Genomic DNA, 19,316 nt, shown 5'->3' on the forward strand with positions numbered 1-19,316 from the left:
TTTTTGATCTAACTGATATTCTGGCTCAACAAATAATCTTCGTAATTACCACTAAAGTCGTTAATGCCGTCCGGTGTCAATTCAATGATGCGGGTCGCTAGCGATGAGACGAACTCACGGTCGTGACTGACGAAAATCAGCGTACCGGGATAATTTTCCAGGGCATTGTTCAATGATTCTATCGATTCCATGTCCAAATGGTTGGTCGGCTCATCCATGATCATGATGTTGGGCTTTTGCAATATCAGCTTGCCGAACAATAACCGGCCCTGCTCTCCGCCCGAAACCACCTTGACCGATTTGTTGATATCATCTTGCGAGAACAACATCCGGCCCAGTGTGCCGCGTATGGTTTGGTCATCATCCGTTTCTTTGCGCCATTGCCCCATCCATTCGATCAAGCTTAGATCTTCTTCAAAATCGGAGGCATGATCCTGGGCAAAATAGCCTATATCGGAATTCTCCGACCATTTGATTTCGCCGGCATCGGGTGTCAAATCGCCCACCAGTGTGCGTAACAGCGTGGACTTGCCGATACCGTTGGGCCCGATTACGGCAACACGCTCACCGACACTGACCATTAAATTCAGGTTTTTGAATAAGGGCTCTGCGCCATAGCCTTTGGTGAGATTGTCAACTTCCACCGCCAATCGAAACAGTTTTTTATCCTGGTCGAAACGGATGAACGGATTAACCCGGCTGGATGGTTTGACTTCATCCAGTTTGATTTTATCGATCAATTTAGCCCGCGAGGTGGCCTGCTTGGCTTTGGAGGCATTCGCCGAAAAACGGCTGACGAATGTTTGCAATTCAGCAATCTGGGCTTTTTTCTTGGCATTTTCCGACAACAAGCGATCGCGTACTTGCGTAACGGCGGTCATGTATTCGTCGTAATTACCCGGATAAACTCTCAACTCGCCGTAATCCATATCCGCCATGTGGGTGCAGATACTGTTCAAGAAATGCCGGTCATGCGAGATGATAATCATCGTGCTGTTGCGCTGGCTCAACACACCTTCCAGCCAGCGGATCGTGTTGATATCCAGGTTGTTGGTCGGCTCATCCAGCAACAAAATATCAGGATCGGCGAACAAGGCTTGAGCCAGCAGCACGCGCAACTTCCAGCCCGGTGCAACGGCACTCATCAAGCCATAGTGTTGCTCAATCGGGATATCGAGACCCAACAGCAAATCACCGGCTCGGGATTCGGCGGTATAACCGTCCATTTCACCGTACTGCACTTCCAGTTCGGCAACGTGCATGCCCTCTTCTTCGGTCATTTCCGGCAAACCGTAAATACGATCACGTTCCAGTTTGATCCGCCACAGGTCTTTGTGGCCCATGATGACGGTATCGATAACGGTATAGTTTTCAAAAGCAAACTGATCCTGACGCAGGTTCCCGATACGCTCGTTTGGCGACGTACTGACATTGCCCTGTGTCGGATCGAGATCGCCGCTCAGGATTTTCATGAAGGTGGATTTGCCGCATCCGTTAGCGCCGATTAGGCCGTAGCGGTTGCCTTCGCCGAATTTGACGGAAATATTTTCGAAGAGGGGTTTAGCCCCGAATTGCATGGTGATATTGGCAGTAGAAATCAAGGTGTTGTATCCGAAATGTGGTCGATAAAGTGGTGATGAAGAAAAAAAGATGGGCTCGACAGCGAAGCTTGTCAATTGCATGATTGCGCCGACTTTTGACATCATAAAAAGGCTTAAGTCGCAGGCAATTTTTCAGCTGACCATCCTACCATTTTCGAGCGTTTTAAAGTAGCCCAAAGTAATGAGCAACGAGTAAACAAGACTCAAAAATGACGGCTGTCAGCCTTGCTGAAATGTCGCTAGATCGTTAATAAAGCGTGCCGGATAACTCGACATGCGTCAAATAGAGACGGGTGTCAAATTCCAGCTGATGATAATCCGGCTCCATGTGCGCGCACAGTTGGTAAAACGCTTTGTTATGGTCTTTTTCACGCAAATGGGCCAGTTCGTGGACCACAATCATTCTGAGAAACTCAACCGGCATTTTTTTAAAGACAGCCGCCACCCGGATTTCATTCTTAGCTTTAAGCCGTGAACCTTGAACGCGCGAAATCTGGGTATGCAGGCCCAATGCATCATTTAGCACGCTAATTTTATCGTCATAAGCCACTTTGCTCAGCGGCGATGACATTTTGAGACGTTCATTTTTAAGGCTCATGACATATTGATACAAAGCCTTGTCAGTCCTGATTTCATGGGCTGCAGGATAGCGCTTTAAAATTTGCTCACCCAACTGATCGGCATTGATCAATGACTTGACCCGCTCAATAACCGGCTCCGGATAGCCGCCCAGGTAACTTAGCGATTTCATAGGTTGTTGATTTATTGTCGTTGACATTGCGGTTGCTCGTTCCAAAACATATTTTAAGCGAACGTATCGGTAAGTGGTTTTTCCAGACCGGCAAAGATGAGGTTTTAATTGGCCAAAGGATTCTCATCAATAGGATCCAGCGGCGTGATCTAGTAATACTAGTTTTCATAAGCCTCAATCAAAGCCACCCGTATTTCCATTTCATCCGTTTCCGGTTTGCACTCTTCTTGAAAAATAAACTAAAGTCGTTGAAACGCCTCAAACAATCCTCGTCACTGCGGATTGGTTTAATAGACATTGATAGTCTCGGTATTAATTTTATCGTATTGGCCCTGGATGCCAGCGAAATTTACATTAGTCTCCAAAAATTCAGCAATTCTCATTTTAAAACCCTACCCGGAGAGGAATTGTGCCGTTGAGTCCTTTAGGCATAAACTGCACCAAATGATCCCAGCCATCGAATGGAAGATACTGCATTAAAGCGCGAAGATGTTTTAAAAAAGTCCGTCGTGAGGGTAGAAAACCGCGCATACCAGGGTAATTGGCATCGACCCAATCCAGCGTGGTATGAAGCAAACAGGCGAGTAGCACCAGTGTGGCCATCAAATTCGCTAAAGGGTGTTGACCGTGACCGAAGTTATGGTCGAAATGATAACCGTGGTTCTTGAGCACGTTATTGTTTTCGTTTTCGTCGGTTTCCCCCTGTATCAGGATAGTTGTTCGAAGCCCTGATGAAAATCAGTGAGCCCTATGATTATGACGATTTGTCATTTGATGACTATAAAAAGCTGATCATCCTGTCTATTGCTGCCTGGAATATAGCCAATATGCCTGAAGAGCAGCGCGCCGAACAGGCACTTGAGTTTCTTATGAGCATGCCGGTGTTAAAGGAGGAAATGGCAAGGGATTTGGAAACGGCGCTCAACGATCAAGAGCATCCACCGGTATCTCTGGTGATGGCGCATATGATGAAGGTATTGATGCGACAAAAACTGGAGTTTTATCCCAACGATGATCGAATGGTAGCCGATTACAAGGTAATGAAGCAGTGGACCATGACCGGTGTCTTCATAACAATCTCCCCCTTTCTGAAATCCTGCCAATTTGTAACGATTACTAATGATTTAACCTGTTTTATGTGGTTCCGTTGCTATACTATTTCTTTTAGAATGAGTCCCATTAAAACATTCAGCGCTGAGTTCAAAGACGATGGAAGACAGATGGCTATCCGTAGATGAAATTTGTGATTATCTCGGCGTAAAGCGGGATACGGTTTACAAGTGGATCAATGACAAATCGATGCCTGCTCATCGTGTTGGTCGGCTTTGGAAATTTAAGAAAGAGCAAGTTGATGCCTGGGTTGAGGCCGGTGGTGGTGCTGAGCAGACAAAAAGGCATCCGGATACAGAATGAATCACGACAGGTATAGTATGTCATTTACGACCGGCGGACTTTTTCGCCGAGAATCGGTGATATTTGCTGTACTGTACCTTGAGCTTAATGATTGGACTATTGTTCGAGATAAAGTCCTCTCGGAAAATTTATTACAAGCCAGAACACTCAGTACTTCTAAACGTGTCTGTCGAGAAATCATTTCCCGGTTAAAAAATCTTTGCCCTACTGAGCTGGACTTGCTTGTAACAACTAATTCGCAAGAGCAAGGCTATCTTTTGTGGCTCGCAATTTGTCGTCGGTACCGGTTTATTGGTGACTTTGCTATTGAAGTTCTTCGAGAGCGATACATCACGCTAAAAAACCATTTGAGTTATGAAGACTTTGATTTCTTTTTCAACAAAAAATCGGAATGGCATACCGAGCTTGATGACATCAGCCTAACTACCAGAAATAAACTTCGCCAGGTTCTGTTCAAGATTCTGAGAGAAGCAGAACTCCTAACGCCAAAAATTAGCATCAATGCGGCCATACTGAGTTACAGGATTTTGGCAGCAATACCGCCTGATAAGCGTAATGACCTCTTATTTTTTCCAGCGTTCGAATCTGACTTAAAAGGAATGACAAGGTGAGGACAGATAGTGCAAAAAAATCGATGCAGGAGAGATTTCAACATCTCTTTGCGGTGATCTCCGGACAACGATTTCTTAATAAACAAGGCTTAGGAAACGAGGTGCCTTTTTTCATTTGCCCCTTTAAACCCGAAGAAGCTAATGAGATGGACAAGCTGCAGCGCCAATTAGTTAATCGGCTAGAGCAGGCGGGGGTCCGGATATTAGAGATCAACCTGTATGACCTCTCTATCGAAATACTCAAAAGTCGGGAAATTTGGGAACAGGTTCTTGATATGGAAGTATCAGTTTCCAAGGATCAGTTTAAGGAATTGTTACAAGGAGTGCTTGATCCCGAGGCTCATCTTACCCCGGCCATTGCCGTCAAACTAAGGGACAGTGATTTTGATGTGCTATTCCTTTCAGGCGTTGGCGAGGTGTTCCCTTATATTCGCTCACATAATGTCTTGAATAACTTACAGAGCACCGCAAAAGAAAAGCCAACCGTCCTATTTTTTCCGGGTGCCTACACCCACTCGCTGGAATCAGGAGCCTCGCTCGATCTATTTGGCAAACTCCATGACGACAAGTATTACCGCGCATTTAACCTATTTCATTGTGAAGCATAAACGAAGGAAGCGTAATGACTCTTAAGACCATTTTCCATAAGCCGGTCGACCGTCCAATAGAGGGCGTTATCAAAGCCGATGATGAAGCAAGCCTGCGCCTTGAAATCGAAGAGTACGTCCTCACCAACGAGGTTGAAAAACGCCTAGAGTCTTTTCTTGATGCCTATAACAATTACGAAGGGGCCAACGGGGTTTGGGTATCAGGCTTTTTTGGATCGGGTAAATCGCATTTACTGAAAATGCTGGCACTGCTGCTGGAGAATCGCCAAATAGATGGCGTTACCGCCCTTGAATTGTTTTTACCTAAGTGTGGGGAAAATGAAATTCTTCGCGGCGACCTTAACCGAGCCATAAAGATTCCTTCCAAAAGTATTCTGTTTAATATTGACCAGAAAGCGGATGTCATCAGTAAAACCCAAATTGATGCACTCCTGGCTGTTTTCGTTAAAGTCTTTGATGAAACCTGCGGCTACTACGGTAAACAAGGGCATATCGCACAATTCGAACGCGATCTCGACAGCCGTGACCTGTATGAGCCATTTAAAAAGGCTTACCAAACTCTTGCAGATAAAAGCTGGCACAAAGGTCGCGAGCAAGCACTGCTGGAGGCGAAAAACATTGCCAAAGCTTATGCAGAAGTTACGTCTGGCGATGAAACTGCCGGACTCGGCATTCTCGATAAATACCGAAGTCAATACCGTGTCTCCATCGAGGACTTTGCTGAGCAAGTCAATGCCTACATCGAAAGGCAACCCCCAGAATTCAGGCTGAACTTTTTCGTCGATGAAGTAGGGCAATATGTCTCCGACAATGTGAAGCTCATGACAAACCTGCAAACCATCGCAGAAAGTTTAGCCACTAAATGTCGTGGGCGAGCTTGGGTCATCGTCACCGCCCAAGAGGACATGGCGACTGTTGTCGGTGAGATGGGTAAGCAGCAAAGTAACGACTTTTCCAAGATTCAGGCTCGGTTTGCCAACCGCATGAAACTGACCAGCGCCGACGTGGCTGAAGTTATCCAAAAGCGCCTACTCATGAAGAATGAGGAAGGTGTTCAATTACTAGGTGAGATCTACCACGCGCAAGCGAACAATTTCAAAACCCTGTTCGATTTTGCAGATGGCTCTCAAACTTACCGTAACTTCCAAGATCGGGACCACTTTATTCACGGCTACCCGTTCATTCCTTACCAGTTCGCTCTATTCCAATCAGCCATTCAGAACTTGTCGCAGCACAATGCCTTTGAAGGTAAACACAGCTCGGTGGGTGAACGGTCGATGCTGGGGGTGTTTCAGCAAGTAGCAATTCAGATTGGTGATCATCAGATTGGCCAGCTTGCCACCTTTGACTTGATGTTCGAAGGTATCAGAACAGCCCTTAAAGCCAATACTCAGCGGGCGATTCTTTTGGCGGAAAAACAGCTGGAAAACACATTAGCCATACGCCTACTAAAAGCCCTCTTTCTGGTTAAGTATGTCAAAGCATTCAAACCCAGCTTACGCAACCTTTGTGTTTTGATGTTGGAGGCTTTCAACCAAGATCTACCCGGACTTCGCAAAAAAGTTGAAGAGGCTCTAAACCTGCTGGAGCAACAGACTTATATTCAGCGTAATGGCGAGCTTTACGAATACCTCACGGACGAAGAGAAAGACGTTGAGGAAGAAATTAAAAATACCGAGGTTGAGTCTAATGATGTCGCTGCCGAACTCGAAAAACTGGTATTCGACCATGTCATAAAAAATAAAAAAATCCGTTACGACGATAATGGCCAGGATTATCCCTTTACCCGAAAATTGGATGAACGCTTATTCGGTCGTGAATCCGAATTGTGTATTCATATCATCAGCCCTTTTCATGAATTCGCCGATAACCAAACTTCGTTGGTCATGCATTCTTTTGGCAGGGATGAGTTATTGGTCGTTATGCCGCCCGACGACCGCTTGGTTCGTGACATTTTGATGTACAAACGAACGGAGAAATACATTCGTCAAAATATCTCCATCACTCAACAGGAAGCAGTCAAACGGATTTTGAACGACAAGGGTTTTCAAAACCGAGAGCGTTATGACGCCTTACAAAAGCGCGTGCAAACACTCCTAGGTAAATCCAAACTCTACGTCGCGGGAAACGAAATAGAAATAGGCGTCGAAGGTGCTCAGTCTCGGATAGTTCGGGGCTTCCATGAACTGATAGCGCGCACTTATCCAAATCTGCGGATGCTGCGTGGCATTACCTATACCGAAAATGACATCGCCCAATGCCTTAAAGCCTCTCAAGATGGGATTTTCGGTAATGATGTCGCTGCCTTAGCCGAGTCAGAGCAAGATTTACTGGCGTTTATCCAAAGCAATAATCGGGGCGGTGTACGTACTACCGTAAAATCCCTATTGGAAAAATTCGAACGCAAGCCCTACGGCTGGTATTTTGCGGCCGTACTTTGTACCTTGGCTAGCCTTTGCGCGCGTGGAAAGGTTGAGATGCGCGTTGATGGTAATCTTCTCGAAGAATACGAATTGGAACGGGCGCTTCGCAATACCCATGGTCATGGCAATCTGGTGTTGGAACCCCAGGTTGAGTTCACCGCCTCACAGATACGTGCGCTCAAAGCATTTTATGAAGATTTCTTCGATACCCCACCTCATGCGAGCGAAGCCAAAGCACTTGGCAGTGAAACCGCTGAGGCATTCAAACAGCTAAGTCAGCAGCTCTCAAGCCTAATGGCTTTGGTCTCTCAATATCCTTTCTTGAGCGCACTCAATCCGGTGCTTGAGAAGCTAAAAGAGCTGAATGGTAAACCTTACATCTGGTATCTGACTGAGCTCGCCCGGCAAGAAGACAGTCTGCTTGCCATCAAGGAAGACGTGATCGATCCCATCCGTAAGTTCATGAGCGGCCCGCAAAAAGGCATCTTTGATGACGCGCGTAAATTTGTGCAATCTCAAGAACCTAATTTTGCCTATTTAAGTAATCAGTCATCAGTACTCGGTAATCAGCAAAAATCGGCTGAAGGCTTGCGAGTTTTACTTAGTAGTCCCTCCTGTTTTAAAGGTAATCTTATTCAGCAAATGAAAAATGAGCTGGATGGCTTAACACAGGAAATCGATCAAAAAGTTGCAGAAGTTCGCACTCAGGCCATCGATAAACTCAAAACCTTGCAGCAACGCATGCACGGGCTGGAAGAGTTTCAAAAGTTACCCGATTTCAGAATGGCAGAACTTGATGCGCCTTATCAGGACTTGATTGAACATATCAAACAGCAAAGCCTGATTGCAGTGATCAACGACCGTTTGCGCTATTTCGAAGAACAGGGTTATCAAAAACTCTTGACAAAACTCATTGAGTTAACGGCGCCCAAACCGGCTGCGGGTGGGAAGTCAACGGATGTCTCAGAAGCTGATCCCGCTGAACAAATTTTAGAGCCACAACCGCAATATATTACGTCACGTCAAATCAGTATTCGATTCGATAAACCGTGGCTGGCTGACGAGAGCGATGTGGATCGTTATCTGGAATCGATGCGCGAGGCTCTGATTAATGAAATCCGCAATGGAAAAAGAATTCAAATATAAGGCAAGGTAAACATCATGAACATCAACGCAAGTATCATAGACCAGCGAATAAGCGGGATCATTGATGGTCATCCTGAATGGCTACCAGAAGGCAATGATCTGGATAAGAAAAAATCAGCGGCCTTTGTTTTATTGTGTATGTCCACGACATTAGATATGGATTTAGATGAAGCGGCAGAGCTTTTGACCGATGGTGGACAAGATGCGGGTGTAGATGGTTTGCATGTCGGTGAAGTAGAAGACGGCGAATTTAGAGTGACTATCTTTCAAGGAAAATACAAAAGAGATTTATCGGGCGAAGCCAATTTTCCTGAAAATGGCGTACAAAAAGCCATCAACACGGTGCAAGTATTATTCGATCCCTCGCGCAAAGTGGCTTTAAATAAAAAAATCGAGCCTAAAATCGAAGAGATACGCTCACTGATCAGAGACGCCTATATTCCGACTGTCCGCGTGGTCTTGTGCAATAACGGGGCTGCTTGGAAAGAAGAGGCCCAGCAGTGGCTTAATGCGGCTGAAAAGGACTATGGTGACAAAGTCAGTTTCACTCATTTCAATCACGACTCTATTGTTAACGTTTTACAGCGCAGCAAATCAGTCGATACCCAATTGATCTTAAATGGCAAGGCCATTGTGGAAGACATGAATTTTCTTCGAGTATTGGTTGGCAGAGTATCTGTACAGGAAATACAAAGACTGTTTAATCAGCATGGCGACAAATTACTCGAAAGAAACATTCGCCGTTATTTAGGCTTGCACGCCAATCGGGTTAATCTGGCTATTCATGAAACGCTGACTGATCCCAGTAAATCCGATAAGTTTTACTTCTATAACAATGGTATAACCGTCGTTTGCGACAAATTTGATTACAACGCCTTTCAAAAGGAAGACTACCAAGTTCAAATCAAAAACATGCAGATTATCAATGGTGGGCAAACCTGCCGTACCATTCAGGAGACCTTAAATAACTCGCAAAAGGATTTATTCTCAGTGCCGCAATCGGCGTATGTGATGATCCGCATCTATCAGTTAGCCGAATCGAAAAAAGATTTTGTCAGGGATATTACTTATGCCACCAATAGCCAAAATCCAGTCGATCTGCGCGATTTACGTTCCAATGACGAGATACAAAAGCAACTGGAAATGGGCATTGAGGATTTGGGTTACAGTTACAAACGTCAGCGGGAAGAAGGTGGTGGTGGTTCCAGTGTAATTACCAGCACAATTGTTGCCGAATCGGTGTTAGCAATTTGGCGAGATAAACCCCATCAAGCCAAATTTCGGCGTAAAGAACACTTCGGCAAGTTATACCAAGATATTTTTCAGGGGCTGAACGCAGCACAAGCGTTGTTATCCGTCTTGATTTTCCGAACGGTAGAGAATGAGCGTAAACGGCCCTCCCAGCAGAATCCCGCTGATTTCTTACCCTATGCGTCCCATTACATCAGCATGTTGATTGGTAAACAATTGCTCGCCGAGCAAGGTATCAGTTTACAAGATGTTTCCCATCGAAATTTCAAACAATTACTGGAAGCGTTTGAAGCAAAACAAATCGAATATCACCAAAAAGCCATCCAAGAATTAAGAGACGCTCTGAATTATTGCTATGGAAATAGAGACGTTTCATTACAACAATTGTCAGCAACATTTAGAAGGGGCGATTTACTCGAACAATTAGACATACTCAACTTCATATAATTGGCTAACAATGGAAACCACCAAGCTCAAGCGTTTTGCCCAATACGCTCGCCGCAGTCTCAAGGATCAAGTCGAAACCAAACTCAATCAAGTATTAGTTGAGGAAAGTGCCGCCAGACGTGAAAGTGCAGCTGCAATCAGAAAGCTCGAAGAGGCTATCCATAACCAGGGTAAAGACCAGGTGATTGAACGGGTAGCCTACATCTGGTTTAACCGTTTCTGTGCACTGCGCTTCATGGACGTGAACCGCTACAATCGAGTCGGCATTGTTTCTCCGGCTGACCCTGGGCAATTCCAGCCCGAGATCCTGGCCGAAGCCAAGATGGGCCATATCGATGACGAGATGGTGCCTATCAAGATTCGGCAGCAAGTCTTTGCGCTACTCGATGGCAAAGCGCCCAGTCGCGATCCGCAAGGCGAGGCCTATCGGCTATTGGTCGTCGCTGCGTGTAACTACTGGAACAAGGCCATGCCGTTCCTGTTCCAGCGTATCGAAGACTACACCGAGCTGTTAATGCCCGATGACCTGCTTTCGAGCAACTCCATTCTCGCGCACATGCGCGAAGCAATCAGTTATCAGTTATCAGTTATCAGTAATGAACACGAACCTGCTGATAACTGCACACTGAATACTGAGGGCTTGGAAGTCGAAGTTATCGGCTGGCTTTACCAGTTCTACATCTCCGAGAAAAAGGACGAGGTGTTCGACGGGCTGAAGAAAAACAAGAAGATCACGCCCGAAAACATCCCCGCCGCCACCCAGCTGTTTACCCCGCACTGGATCGTGCGCTACTTGGTAGAAAATTCACTCGGTCGCCTTTGGCTGCTCAACCGCCCAGGCTCGAAGTTGGCTAAGCAGATGGACTACTACATCAAACCCGAACAAGCAGAGACGGACTTCCTGCGCATCAGCAAACCAGAAGAGATCAAAGTTTGTGATCCGGCCTGCGGCTCCGGCCACATGCTGACCTACGCCTTCGACCTGCTTTACGCCATCTATGAGGAGGAAGGCTACGAGCCTGCTGAGATCCCGGAGAAAATTCTCACCCATAATCTGTTCGGCATCGAGATCGACGAACGCGCTGGCGAGCTGGCAGCATTCGCGCTAACCATGAAAGCTCGTGCAAAGCAGCGCCGATTCTTCAACAAAGGGATCAAGCCGAACATTTGCGTGCTGGAAAATGTCCGTTTCGACGAGACTGAACTGAGTGAGTATATGACTTTTGTCGGGCGTGAATTGTTTACTGCTCCGCTGCAAATGGCTCTGAGTCAATTCGAAGAAGCCGACAACTTCGGCTCTCTGATTCGCCCCGATGTCACTGATGTAGACAAAATACTCAAAACCTTGGCGTCAAAGAACGTCTCCGGGCATCTGTTCCTCAGTCTAACTCACCATAAGGTACTGCAAGCCCTGCGGCAGGCCGATTACCTGAGTCCCAAATACCATGTGGTAGTCGCAAACCCACCGTATGCCGGTGTTAAGGGATTAAATAATAGACTTGCGGTTTGGCTGAGTGAGCAATTCCCTTCCGCTTGCTCAGACCTAATGACTGCATTTATGGAAAGATGTCGGCTGCTTGTTATTCAACATGGAACTTGGAGCATGATCAATCTTCCTTCTTGGATGTTTCTTGGATCTTACCGAAAACTTCGCACACATCTTTTGAATTCACAGAAAATCATTTCATTAATTCACCTTGGGCGAGGCACCTTTGGAGCAGATTTTGGTGCGGTCGCATTCTCAGTATCGAATAGCCAACCATTTTCGGAAACTAGAATGATTGCAAGGAAGCTCTTTGAAAAATTTTCTATCGTTCGTACCAACGAAGAATTAGAGAAGCTATTTCTCGACAAAAATTATGGCAGATTCAACATTAAGCAAGGTTCATTGATGGCAATTCCAGATGAACCGATTGCATATTGGTTGAGCGAAAATGCCATTAGATCATTTTCAGATGGAACTCCACTCTTAGAAATTGCGCCTGCAAAACAGGGTATCAAGACTGGTAACAACGATAGATTCTTGAGGTTTTGGCAAGAAGTTGATGTTTCGAGAGCTGCGCTGGATGAGCAGAAAATTGAAGCCCTTACTGGCCAAAAGAAATGGTTTCCATGTACTAAGGGTGGCTCGTTTCGTCGATGGTATGGTAATTTTGAATACCTCCTCAATTGGGAGAATGACGGTTATGAAATCCGAAATTATAAGGATGAAAACGGTAAATTACGTTCCCGACCTCAAAATACACAGTATTTCTTTTTTGGAGGAATAACATGGTCTAGTCTCACGATTGGTTCATTTTCCGCTCGGCGTTTGCCGAAGAATTTTGCATTTGAAAGCAAGGGATCTGCATCGCCAATACAGGACAACGATACTGCGTTAAGCATTTTGGGCTTCATGAACTCCGTTGTAGTAGATCGGCTTATTTCTGCTCTTTCGCCCACAGTTGATTACAGCGAAGGTGCTATTGGAAAATTACCAATAATTGAAGTCAATAAATCTGTTCTTTCTGAAGTAGAAAAGTTGATCACACTTTCTCGCTCGGATTGGGACTCATACGAAACCTCCTGGGACTTCACCAACCTGCCCCTGCTTAATCCCAACCATTTCCAGCCAACTCTGAAAGCCACCTATCAGAAGCTCCGCGCACATTGGCGCGAAATGACGCTGGAGATGCAGCGGCTGGAGAAAGAGAACAATCGCATCTTCATCGATGCCTACGGTCTTCAGAATGAGTTAACGTCGGTGGTGCCGCTCAATGTAATCACCCTGACCTGCAACCCGCACTACCGCTACAGCAATGGCAAATCCGAGGAAGAGCTGGAAGCGCTGCTACTGGCCGATACCCTTCGCGAACTGGTCTCCTATGCAGTGGGCTGCATGTTCGGTCGCTATGCGTTGGATAAGTCTGGATTGATTCTGGCAAACCAAGGTGAAACCCTCTCTAACTACCTGAAACAGATTCCAGAGCCAAGCTTCCCAGCCGATGACGATAACGTCATCCCCATGCTCGATGGCGATTGGTTCACCGACGACATCACTGAACGTTTCCGCCAGTTTCTGCGCGTGGCCTTTGGCGAGGAACACTACGAGGAAAACTTGAAGTTCGTCGAGCAGGCGCTTAACGTCAAAGGTAAACGTGAATACAGCATTCGTGACTATTTCCTAGGTGAGTTCTATATCGACCATGTCAAACGCTACAAAAAGCGGCCCATCTACTGGCTGTTTTCCAGCCCTAAAGGCAGCTTCAATGCCCTGATTTATATGCACCGTTACCGCCCGGATACAGTCAGCGTAGTTCTCAACGACTATCTGCGCGAATTCCGCACCAAACTCACAGCCCATAAAAGCCATCTGGAAGCGGTCAGCATCAGTGCCAGTGCCGCCCCAGTTGAGAAAACCAAGGCCCTGAAGGAAATCGAGAAGATCAATAAAATCATCGCGGAGCTGGAAGAGTATGAGCGCGAAATCCTATACCCACTGGCTACTCAACAGAAAGAAATTAATCTGGATGATGGTGTTAAGGTCAACTATGTCAAATTCGGTTCCGCATTGAAAAAGATTGTTGGTTTGGATGCACCGGAGGATTAAGGCATGACTAAGCCTTTTGTAGCGGCGGATTTCTCCGCGCTGGTAGCCACTATTGCCGGGATTCACCATTCCTTGGCCGAGCAAGCCGCGCGTGCTGTCAATATCAGCCTGACTTTACGAAATTGGTTGATAGGCGTTTATATCCGTGAGTATGGACAAAAAGGCTCTGATCGGGTCCCATTCGGCGAAGCTTTGCTGGAACGCCTCAGTCAAACATTGGCGGAAACCGGGAAGCTGGCTATCACGCACGCGAACTGCGCCACTGCCGTGCGTTTTATCTGACGTATCCCGAAATTCGGGGGACAGTGTCCCCCGAATTCATTGATCTACCGGAGTTGGTTATCTAATGAGTGAAAACAAGATTGCGCTCGCATTGGAGCGTTTGTTTGATAAGCATCGGATTGTGTTTTGGTACGATGCCAAGCAGGAATTACGCAACGATTTTGAGTCCCTAGCATTACCCGGCGTTGAGAAGCTTGAACTACTCAACAATGAGTACGAAATCAAATACCGGATATTGCGCGAGCAGCCTGAACAAAAATTCCTGCTGTATCGGGAGGGTCCGCAACCGGTCGACTTAGACAATTGGCTACTGGATGTGCAGTTGGCTCACGGTGAGTTTCGTACCGATCAAGCGGCATTGTGGCTGTCCGAGCTGGAACTTGGCTTCCAGTTTGTCGATTTGGTCCAAACGCATGCCGAATTCTTTCAAGCCATTAAGCGTAGAGAGGCCCTCAAAAAGTGGCTGAAGCCTGACGACACCAATGGGCTGATTCGCGTGAAAATGCTAGCGGTCTGTGCGGGCTGCGAGGCGCGCATAGACGCCGTCATTGAAAACTTATTTCAGGAATTGGCGGATGGCCGCAACGATAAAAGCAAACTGATCGAACGCTGTGGACTGGATGCTTTTTTGTGGGAACAGTTGTTAAGAATCTACGATTACCATTCTCCAGAGAAAAGTCTTAAAGATTTTCTGATCAAGCTGTTTCATGACTGCTACGAAATGGAACTTGAACCCGGAAAATACGCCGACCTGAGAAAACAAGTCCACGGGAGTGAGAACTTACCTTCACGGATGTCTCAAGACATACAGGTTTTTATCAAACGCTGGAAAGATAGCCGACAATTTGAAACGGGGTTTGAAAAACTTTCTGCTGAAGTAGCTGAATTGCTCGGGATTGAGCAGGATCTTGCCAAGCGGGATTTTCGGCAGCTGATCGAGCTGGATTACTTTCGCCTCATCGACCAAAAAATTATCAGTGATCTGGTAAAAGTGGTGGTTGAACGGACCGTTTCCGGGGGGGATGTGGCGTTATGGGTGCGTCGGCGTCGGCAGGGACACTGGTACAGAGAGTTTCGGCATTTATACGAAGCAATCGATTACGCCGCGCAATTTATCAATACACTCGGAGAAGCCAATCTTACGATGGATGGTCTGGTGGACGGTGTGCAACGTTACAGCCGCTTTTGGTACCAACTAGATCAACTTTACCGTAAGTTCACCTTTCATGTGCGGATGTCAGGTCAAGCGTCGCTGATGAGCATCCTGACTGAACAAATCGAAAATCTTTACACCAATAATTATTTGCTGAAGATCAACGATTGCTTTCAGGCCTGTGTCGATGAGGTCCAGGTTTGGAACGCCCGCCCGATTACTTTGCAACGAAATTTCTTCGAACACTGGGTACGGCCGTTTTTGCGGAAGGATAACAAGGTTTGCGTGATCATTTCCGACGCCATGCGTTATGAAATTGGCGATGAACTGCTCAGTCTTATCCGTCAGGAAGACCGCTATAGCGCAGAGATTGAGGTCGCATTAGCTATGCTGCCGAGTTACACCCAATTGGGTATGGCAGCGCTGTTACCCAATAAAACGCTAGCGATTACCGACAATGATACCGGCACGGTGCTGGTCGATGGTCAAAGTTCCCAAGGGACGGCCAGTCGTAACAAGATTTTGCAGGCCGCACTCAAAGGTCGAGGACAGGCTGTAACCGCTGAAGACTTTATGTCCATGAACCGTGATGATGCACGCGAGCTACTCAAGGCTAACGATGTGGTATACATCTACCACAATCGGATTGATCACACCAGCGATAAGATGCATTCCGAAGGGCAGGCATTTGAAGCCGCAGAGCAAACGCTTGATGATCTGGTTCGTTTGGTGAAAAAACTTGCCGCGGCCAACGCCAATAATTTACTGATCACTGCCGACCATGGATTCATTTATCAGCACCGTGTACTGGATGAAAGTGACTTTTCCAGCGTCGAGGCCGAGGGTGCCCATATTCTTTACCGTGATCGTCGCTTTGTATTGGGCAAGGGGCTCACGTTATCACCGGCACTACACACGTTCTCACCCGCACAATTAGGCTTGGAAGGTAATATTGAGGTTCAGATACCCAAGTCGATCAATCGCTTACGCCTTAAAGGCTCAGGGAGCCGCTTCGTACACGGCGGAGCATCCTTGCAGGAAGTTGTTATTCCAGTGCTAAAGATCAACAAAAAACGCCAGAGCGATGTCACTAGCGTTGAGGTTGAAATCTTGCGTGGAGCCAGTTCGGTTATTACCGCTGGCCAATTGGCGGTAACGCTCTATCAGTCGGGCCCCGTTACCGACAAAATCCAGCCCAGAATCCTACGTGCAGGCATTTACACTGAGGCAGGAGATTTAATATCCGATAGCCATGAACTGACCTTCGACCTTAGCTCGGAGAACCCACGAGAAAGAGAACTGCAAATACGCTTTGTACTTACGCGTAAAGCCGATGATGCCAATGGCCAGGAAGTCATTCTTAAGCTGGAAGAAAAGCATGCCGGCACTTCACATTACAAAGAATATAAATCGCTTCGCTATGTGATGAGACGTTCGTTTACCAGCGATTTTGATTTTTGAGTTATCAGACGTCAGTTGTCAGTAAAAGAGAAATTGAATGAAATTTGAGGATTTAGTAGTTTGGAGACGATCAGCGCGGCTTTCGGCAGAATTGTACAAATCATTTACTGATTGCAAGGATTTTGGTTTTAGGGATCAGATTACGCGGTCTGGCTTATCTATTCCTAGCAATATTGCTGAGGGATCAGAAAGAAATTCAAAAAAGGATTTCATCCGGTTTTTGCACTATGCAAAAGGTTCATGTGGTGAGCTTAAAACTCAAATTTATATCGGAATCGACATCGAATACATCGAACCCATTCAAGGAAAATCTTGGCTGAATGAAACCCGCGAACTGTCTGCTATGTTGGTTGGATTAATCAGTTCGATAGAAAAACAACTGATAACTGAAGGCTGATTACTGATGACTCCCCTAGATAAGAAAATCAATACCCATTTCCCAGGACTTGTCGTTCGAAAAGATCTCGTCAAGACCGTTAAGGGGAATGCGATCGTTCCCTCTTACGTGTTGGAATATTTGCTCGGCCAGTATTGCGCGACCAGTGACGAGGCGACGATTCAGACGGGCATCGAGACGGTCAAGGAGATCCTTCGCAAGCATTATGTCCATCGCAATGAAGCGGGCCTAGTGCGATCGACCATTAAGGAGAAAGGTCGCTACAAAGTGATCGATAAAGTCTGTGTTGACTTAAACGACAAGGCAAACGTTTACGAAGCAACCTTTGAAAACTTGGGCTTAAAAAAGGTCTTGATCGATTCAGGAACCATAAAGAAGCATCCTAAATTGTTAGTCGGTGGTGTTTGGTGCATTTGCGACCTTGAATATGATTTTACGGAAGATCAAAACGCATCGCCGTGGATATTGTCATCGTTAAAGCCCATTCAGCTTTCCCATTTCGACTATGAAAGCTATATCGAAGCGAGAAAACAGTTTACGACAGAAGAATGGATTGATGTTCTGCTCCAGAGCATTGGTTTAAATCCGGAAGTCTTTGGTCGCAGAAGTAAGCTAATCCAGCTTGTCCGCTTAATCCCATTTTGCGAACGAAATTACAACTTATTGGAACTGGGTCCCAAAGGGACGGGTAAGTCTCATATTTATTCAGAGTTTTCGCCTCATGCCACCTTAGTTTCTGGTGGCGAGGCAACACTGGCAAAACTGTTTATCAATAATACGACCGGCAAAATCGGATTGGTCGGTTATTGGGATGTTGTTGCCATGGATGAGTTTGCCGGAAGCAACAAAAAGCCGGACATTAAGCTGATCGATACGCTGAAAAATTATATGGCTAATAAGTCATTTAATCGGGGTACGGGGCCGCAAGGCGCCGAAGCATCCATGGTCTATATCGGCAACACTTCGCATAACGTTGCCTTCATGCTGAAGCACGAAAACCTTTTCATGGATTTGCCGGAGACTTACCGAAATTCTGATGGTCAGGCCATTCTGGACCGGATGCACTGGTTTCTTCCCGGCTGGGAAATGGAAAATTTGCGTAGCGAGATGTTTTCGGATGGTTATGGTTTCGTCGTGGATTATCTCGCCGAAGTTTTACGCTCTCTACGTAATCACGATTATGCAGATCGCTACGCAGAGCATTTCTCACTTTCGTCTGATATTTCGACACGTGACCGGGACGGTATCAATAAAACGTTTTCCGGCCTGATGAAAATCTTGTTTCCACATGGAGGAGCTTCCACAGACGAAATTGAAGAACTGCTGAAATTTGCAATTGAAGGTCGAAAACGCGTCAAGGACCAATTGATGCGGATCGATCAGACCTATGCCAAGGTCAATTTTGCCTATCTGAATTCCTCGCAGCATTTGTATCAAGTCACGACACTGGAAGAACAAGAATACCCGCATTATTATCATCGTTCTGTTGGTGACGGCAGTGACGAGGAGGAATTGATTCAATCAGAAATTCCCACGTCACCGGTTGAATACCCTTCGATATCGCCTCGGGATATTCCCGAGCCAGTCTTGAAAGAAAAACACCTAACATTTCAGGAAAACCAGAAAGGGATTTCATTTGATTTTTTGTTTGGGCCCTATCTGGCGGGCGCTAACAAAATCACTATCACTGATCCTTATATACGGTTGTTTTATCAGCTTCGTAATTTTATGGAGTTTCTTGAAACAATCGTCAGGCATAAATCTGACGATGCTGAAGTTGAAGTTCATTTGATTACGACTGAGGATGACTTTAAGGGCGAGCAGCAGCGGGAAAGTCTGGATAAAATCGCCGAATCTTGTAGCGCGGTCGGCATCCATTTCACATGGGCATTTGACGAAACCGGGACGATTCATGCCCGACACATTTTGACCGATCACGGTTGGAAAATTTCGTTAGACCGTGGTTTGGATATTTTTCAGAACTACGAAACGAAGGAAGCGTTTACCTTTACCAATCGCATGCAGCAATATCGGGCTTGTAAGGCGTTTGAGGTGACGTTTATTAGGTGCGAAGAAACAAGACCAGTGAGAGAGTCACATGGGTAAGGTTTCAGCGTCGCTTTCAAAGTGGTTTGAAGTGAGTGACATTGCCTTTTCTGATGTTATTGATCGTTGGCGAAAGT

At 46.2% G+C, this 19,316-nt stretch carries 14 protein-coding genes; 11 read left to right on the plus strand and 3 right to left on the minus strand.

The genetic code is table 11. The features are described 5' to 3' along the window. Window positions 1-8: 8 nt before the first annotated feature. The 3 genes from GO003_RS20480 to GO003_RS26695 form a co-directional block, all read right to left on the minus strand. Window positions 9-1,682, minus strand: coding sequence for an ABC-F family ATPase (locus tag GO003_RS20480; RefSeq protein WP_231089110.1), 1,674 nt, complete (start codon window positions 1,680-1,682; stop codon window positions 9-11). Window positions 1,683-1,848: 166 nt separating this feature from the next. Beyond that, complete coding sequence (locus tag GO003_RS20485; protein WP_269144431.1) at window positions 1,849-2,379, minus strand: M48 metallopeptidase family protein; 531 nt, start codon at window positions 2,377-2,379, stop codon at window positions 1,849-1,851. Between the two features lie 357 nt (window positions 2,380-2,736). Beyond that, a complete protein-coding gene (locus GO003_RS26695; protein ID WP_159653256.1) occupies window positions 2,737-3,024 on the minus strand; it encodes a hypothetical protein in 288 nt (95 codons plus the stop codon). 59 nt (window positions 3,025-3,083) lie between these two features. Between GO003_RS26695 and GO003_RS20495 the strand changes: the two genes are divergently transcribed. The 11 genes from GO003_RS20495 (at window position 3,084) to brxL (ending at window position 19,239) form a co-directional block, all read left to right on the plus strand. Beyond that, window positions 3,084-3,590: a hypothetical protein gene (locus GO003_RS20495; protein WP_159653258.1), complete on the plus strand. Its 507-nt coding sequence runs from the start codon at window positions 3,084-3,086 to the stop codon at window positions 3,588-3,590. Further along, window positions 3,562-3,765, plus strand: coding sequence for a methylation-associated defense system helix-turn-helix domain-containing protein MAD1 (mads1, locus tag GO003_RS20500; protein ID WP_159653260.1), 204 nt, complete (start codon window positions 3,562-3,564; stop codon window positions 3,763-3,765). The genes GO003_RS20495 and mads1 overlap by 29 nt, the downstream gene beginning before the upstream one ends. A 17-nt stretch (window positions 3,766-3,782) precedes the next feature. Beyond that, a complete protein-coding gene (locus tag GO003_RS20505) occupies window positions 3,783-4,376 on the plus strand; it encodes a DUF1819 family protein (protein ID WP_231089111.1) in 594 nt (197 codons plus the stop codon). Then, the gene (locus tag GO003_RS20510) at window positions 4,373-4,984 is read left to right on the plus strand and encodes a DUF1788 domain-containing protein (protein ID WP_231089112.1); all 612 of its coding nucleotides are present in this window, start codon (window positions 4,373-4,375) and stop codon (window positions 4,982-4,984) included. Before GO003_RS20505 ends, GO003_RS20510 begins: the two co-directional genes overlap by 4 nt. Window positions 4,985-4,998: 14 nt before the next feature. Further along, complete coding sequence (gene brxC / locus GO003_RS20515) at window positions 4,999-8,553, plus strand: BREX system P-loop protein BrxC (protein ID WP_159653266.1); 3,555 nt, start codon at window positions 4,999-5,001, stop codon at window positions 8,551-8,553. 15 nt (window positions 8,554-8,568) lie between these two features. After that, window positions 8,569-10,251, plus strand: a complete 1,683-nt coding sequence (locus tag GO003_RS20520) for an AIPR family protein (RefSeq protein ID WP_159653268.1) — start codon at window positions 8,569-8,571, stop codon at window positions 10,249-10,251. A 10-nt stretch (window positions 10,252-10,261) separates the two neighbouring features. Then, window positions 10,262-13,840 carry a BREX-1 system adenine-specific DNA-methyltransferase PglX gene (gene pglX, locus GO003_RS20525; RefSeq protein WP_159653270.1) on the plus strand — a complete coding sequence of 1,193 codons (3,579 nt, stop codon included), beginning with the start codon at window positions 10,262-10,264 and terminating at the stop codon, window positions 13,838-13,840. A 3-nt stretch (window positions 13,841-13,843) separates the two neighbouring features. Continuing rightward, entirely contained in the window at window positions 13,844-14,122 is a 279-nt protein-coding gene (locus tag GO003_RS20530; protein WP_159653272.1) for a DUF1016 N-terminal domain-containing protein, read from the plus strand. Between the two features lie 64 nt (window positions 14,123-14,186). After that, window positions 14,187-16,736 (plus strand): BREX-1 system phosphatase PglZ type A, encoded by a 2,550-nt coding sequence (gene pglZ / locus GO003_RS20535; RefSeq protein ID WP_159653274.1) that lies wholly within the window; start codon window positions 14,187-14,189, stop codon window positions 16,734-16,736. Between the two features lie 37 nt (window positions 16,737-16,773). Further along, on the plus strand, window positions 16,774-17,133 hold the full coding sequence (locus tag GO003_RS20540) for a four helix bundle protein (RefSeq protein ID WP_159653276.1): 360 nt from the start codon (window positions 16,774-16,776) through the stop codon (window positions 17,131-17,133). A gap of 6 nt (window positions 17,134-17,139) precedes the next feature. Beyond that, a complete protein-coding gene (gene brxL / locus GO003_RS20545; RefSeq protein WP_159653278.1) occupies window positions 17,140-19,239 on the plus strand; it encodes a BREX system Lon protease-like protein BrxL in 2,100 nt (699 codons plus the stop codon). Window positions 19,240-19,316 lie beyond the last annotated feature (77 nt).

This window comes from Methylicorpusculum oleiharenae, assembly GCF_009828925.2.
GTDB lineage: Bacteria > Pseudomonadota > Gammaproteobacteria > Methylococcales > Methylomonadaceae > Methylicorpusculum > Methylicorpusculum oleiharenae.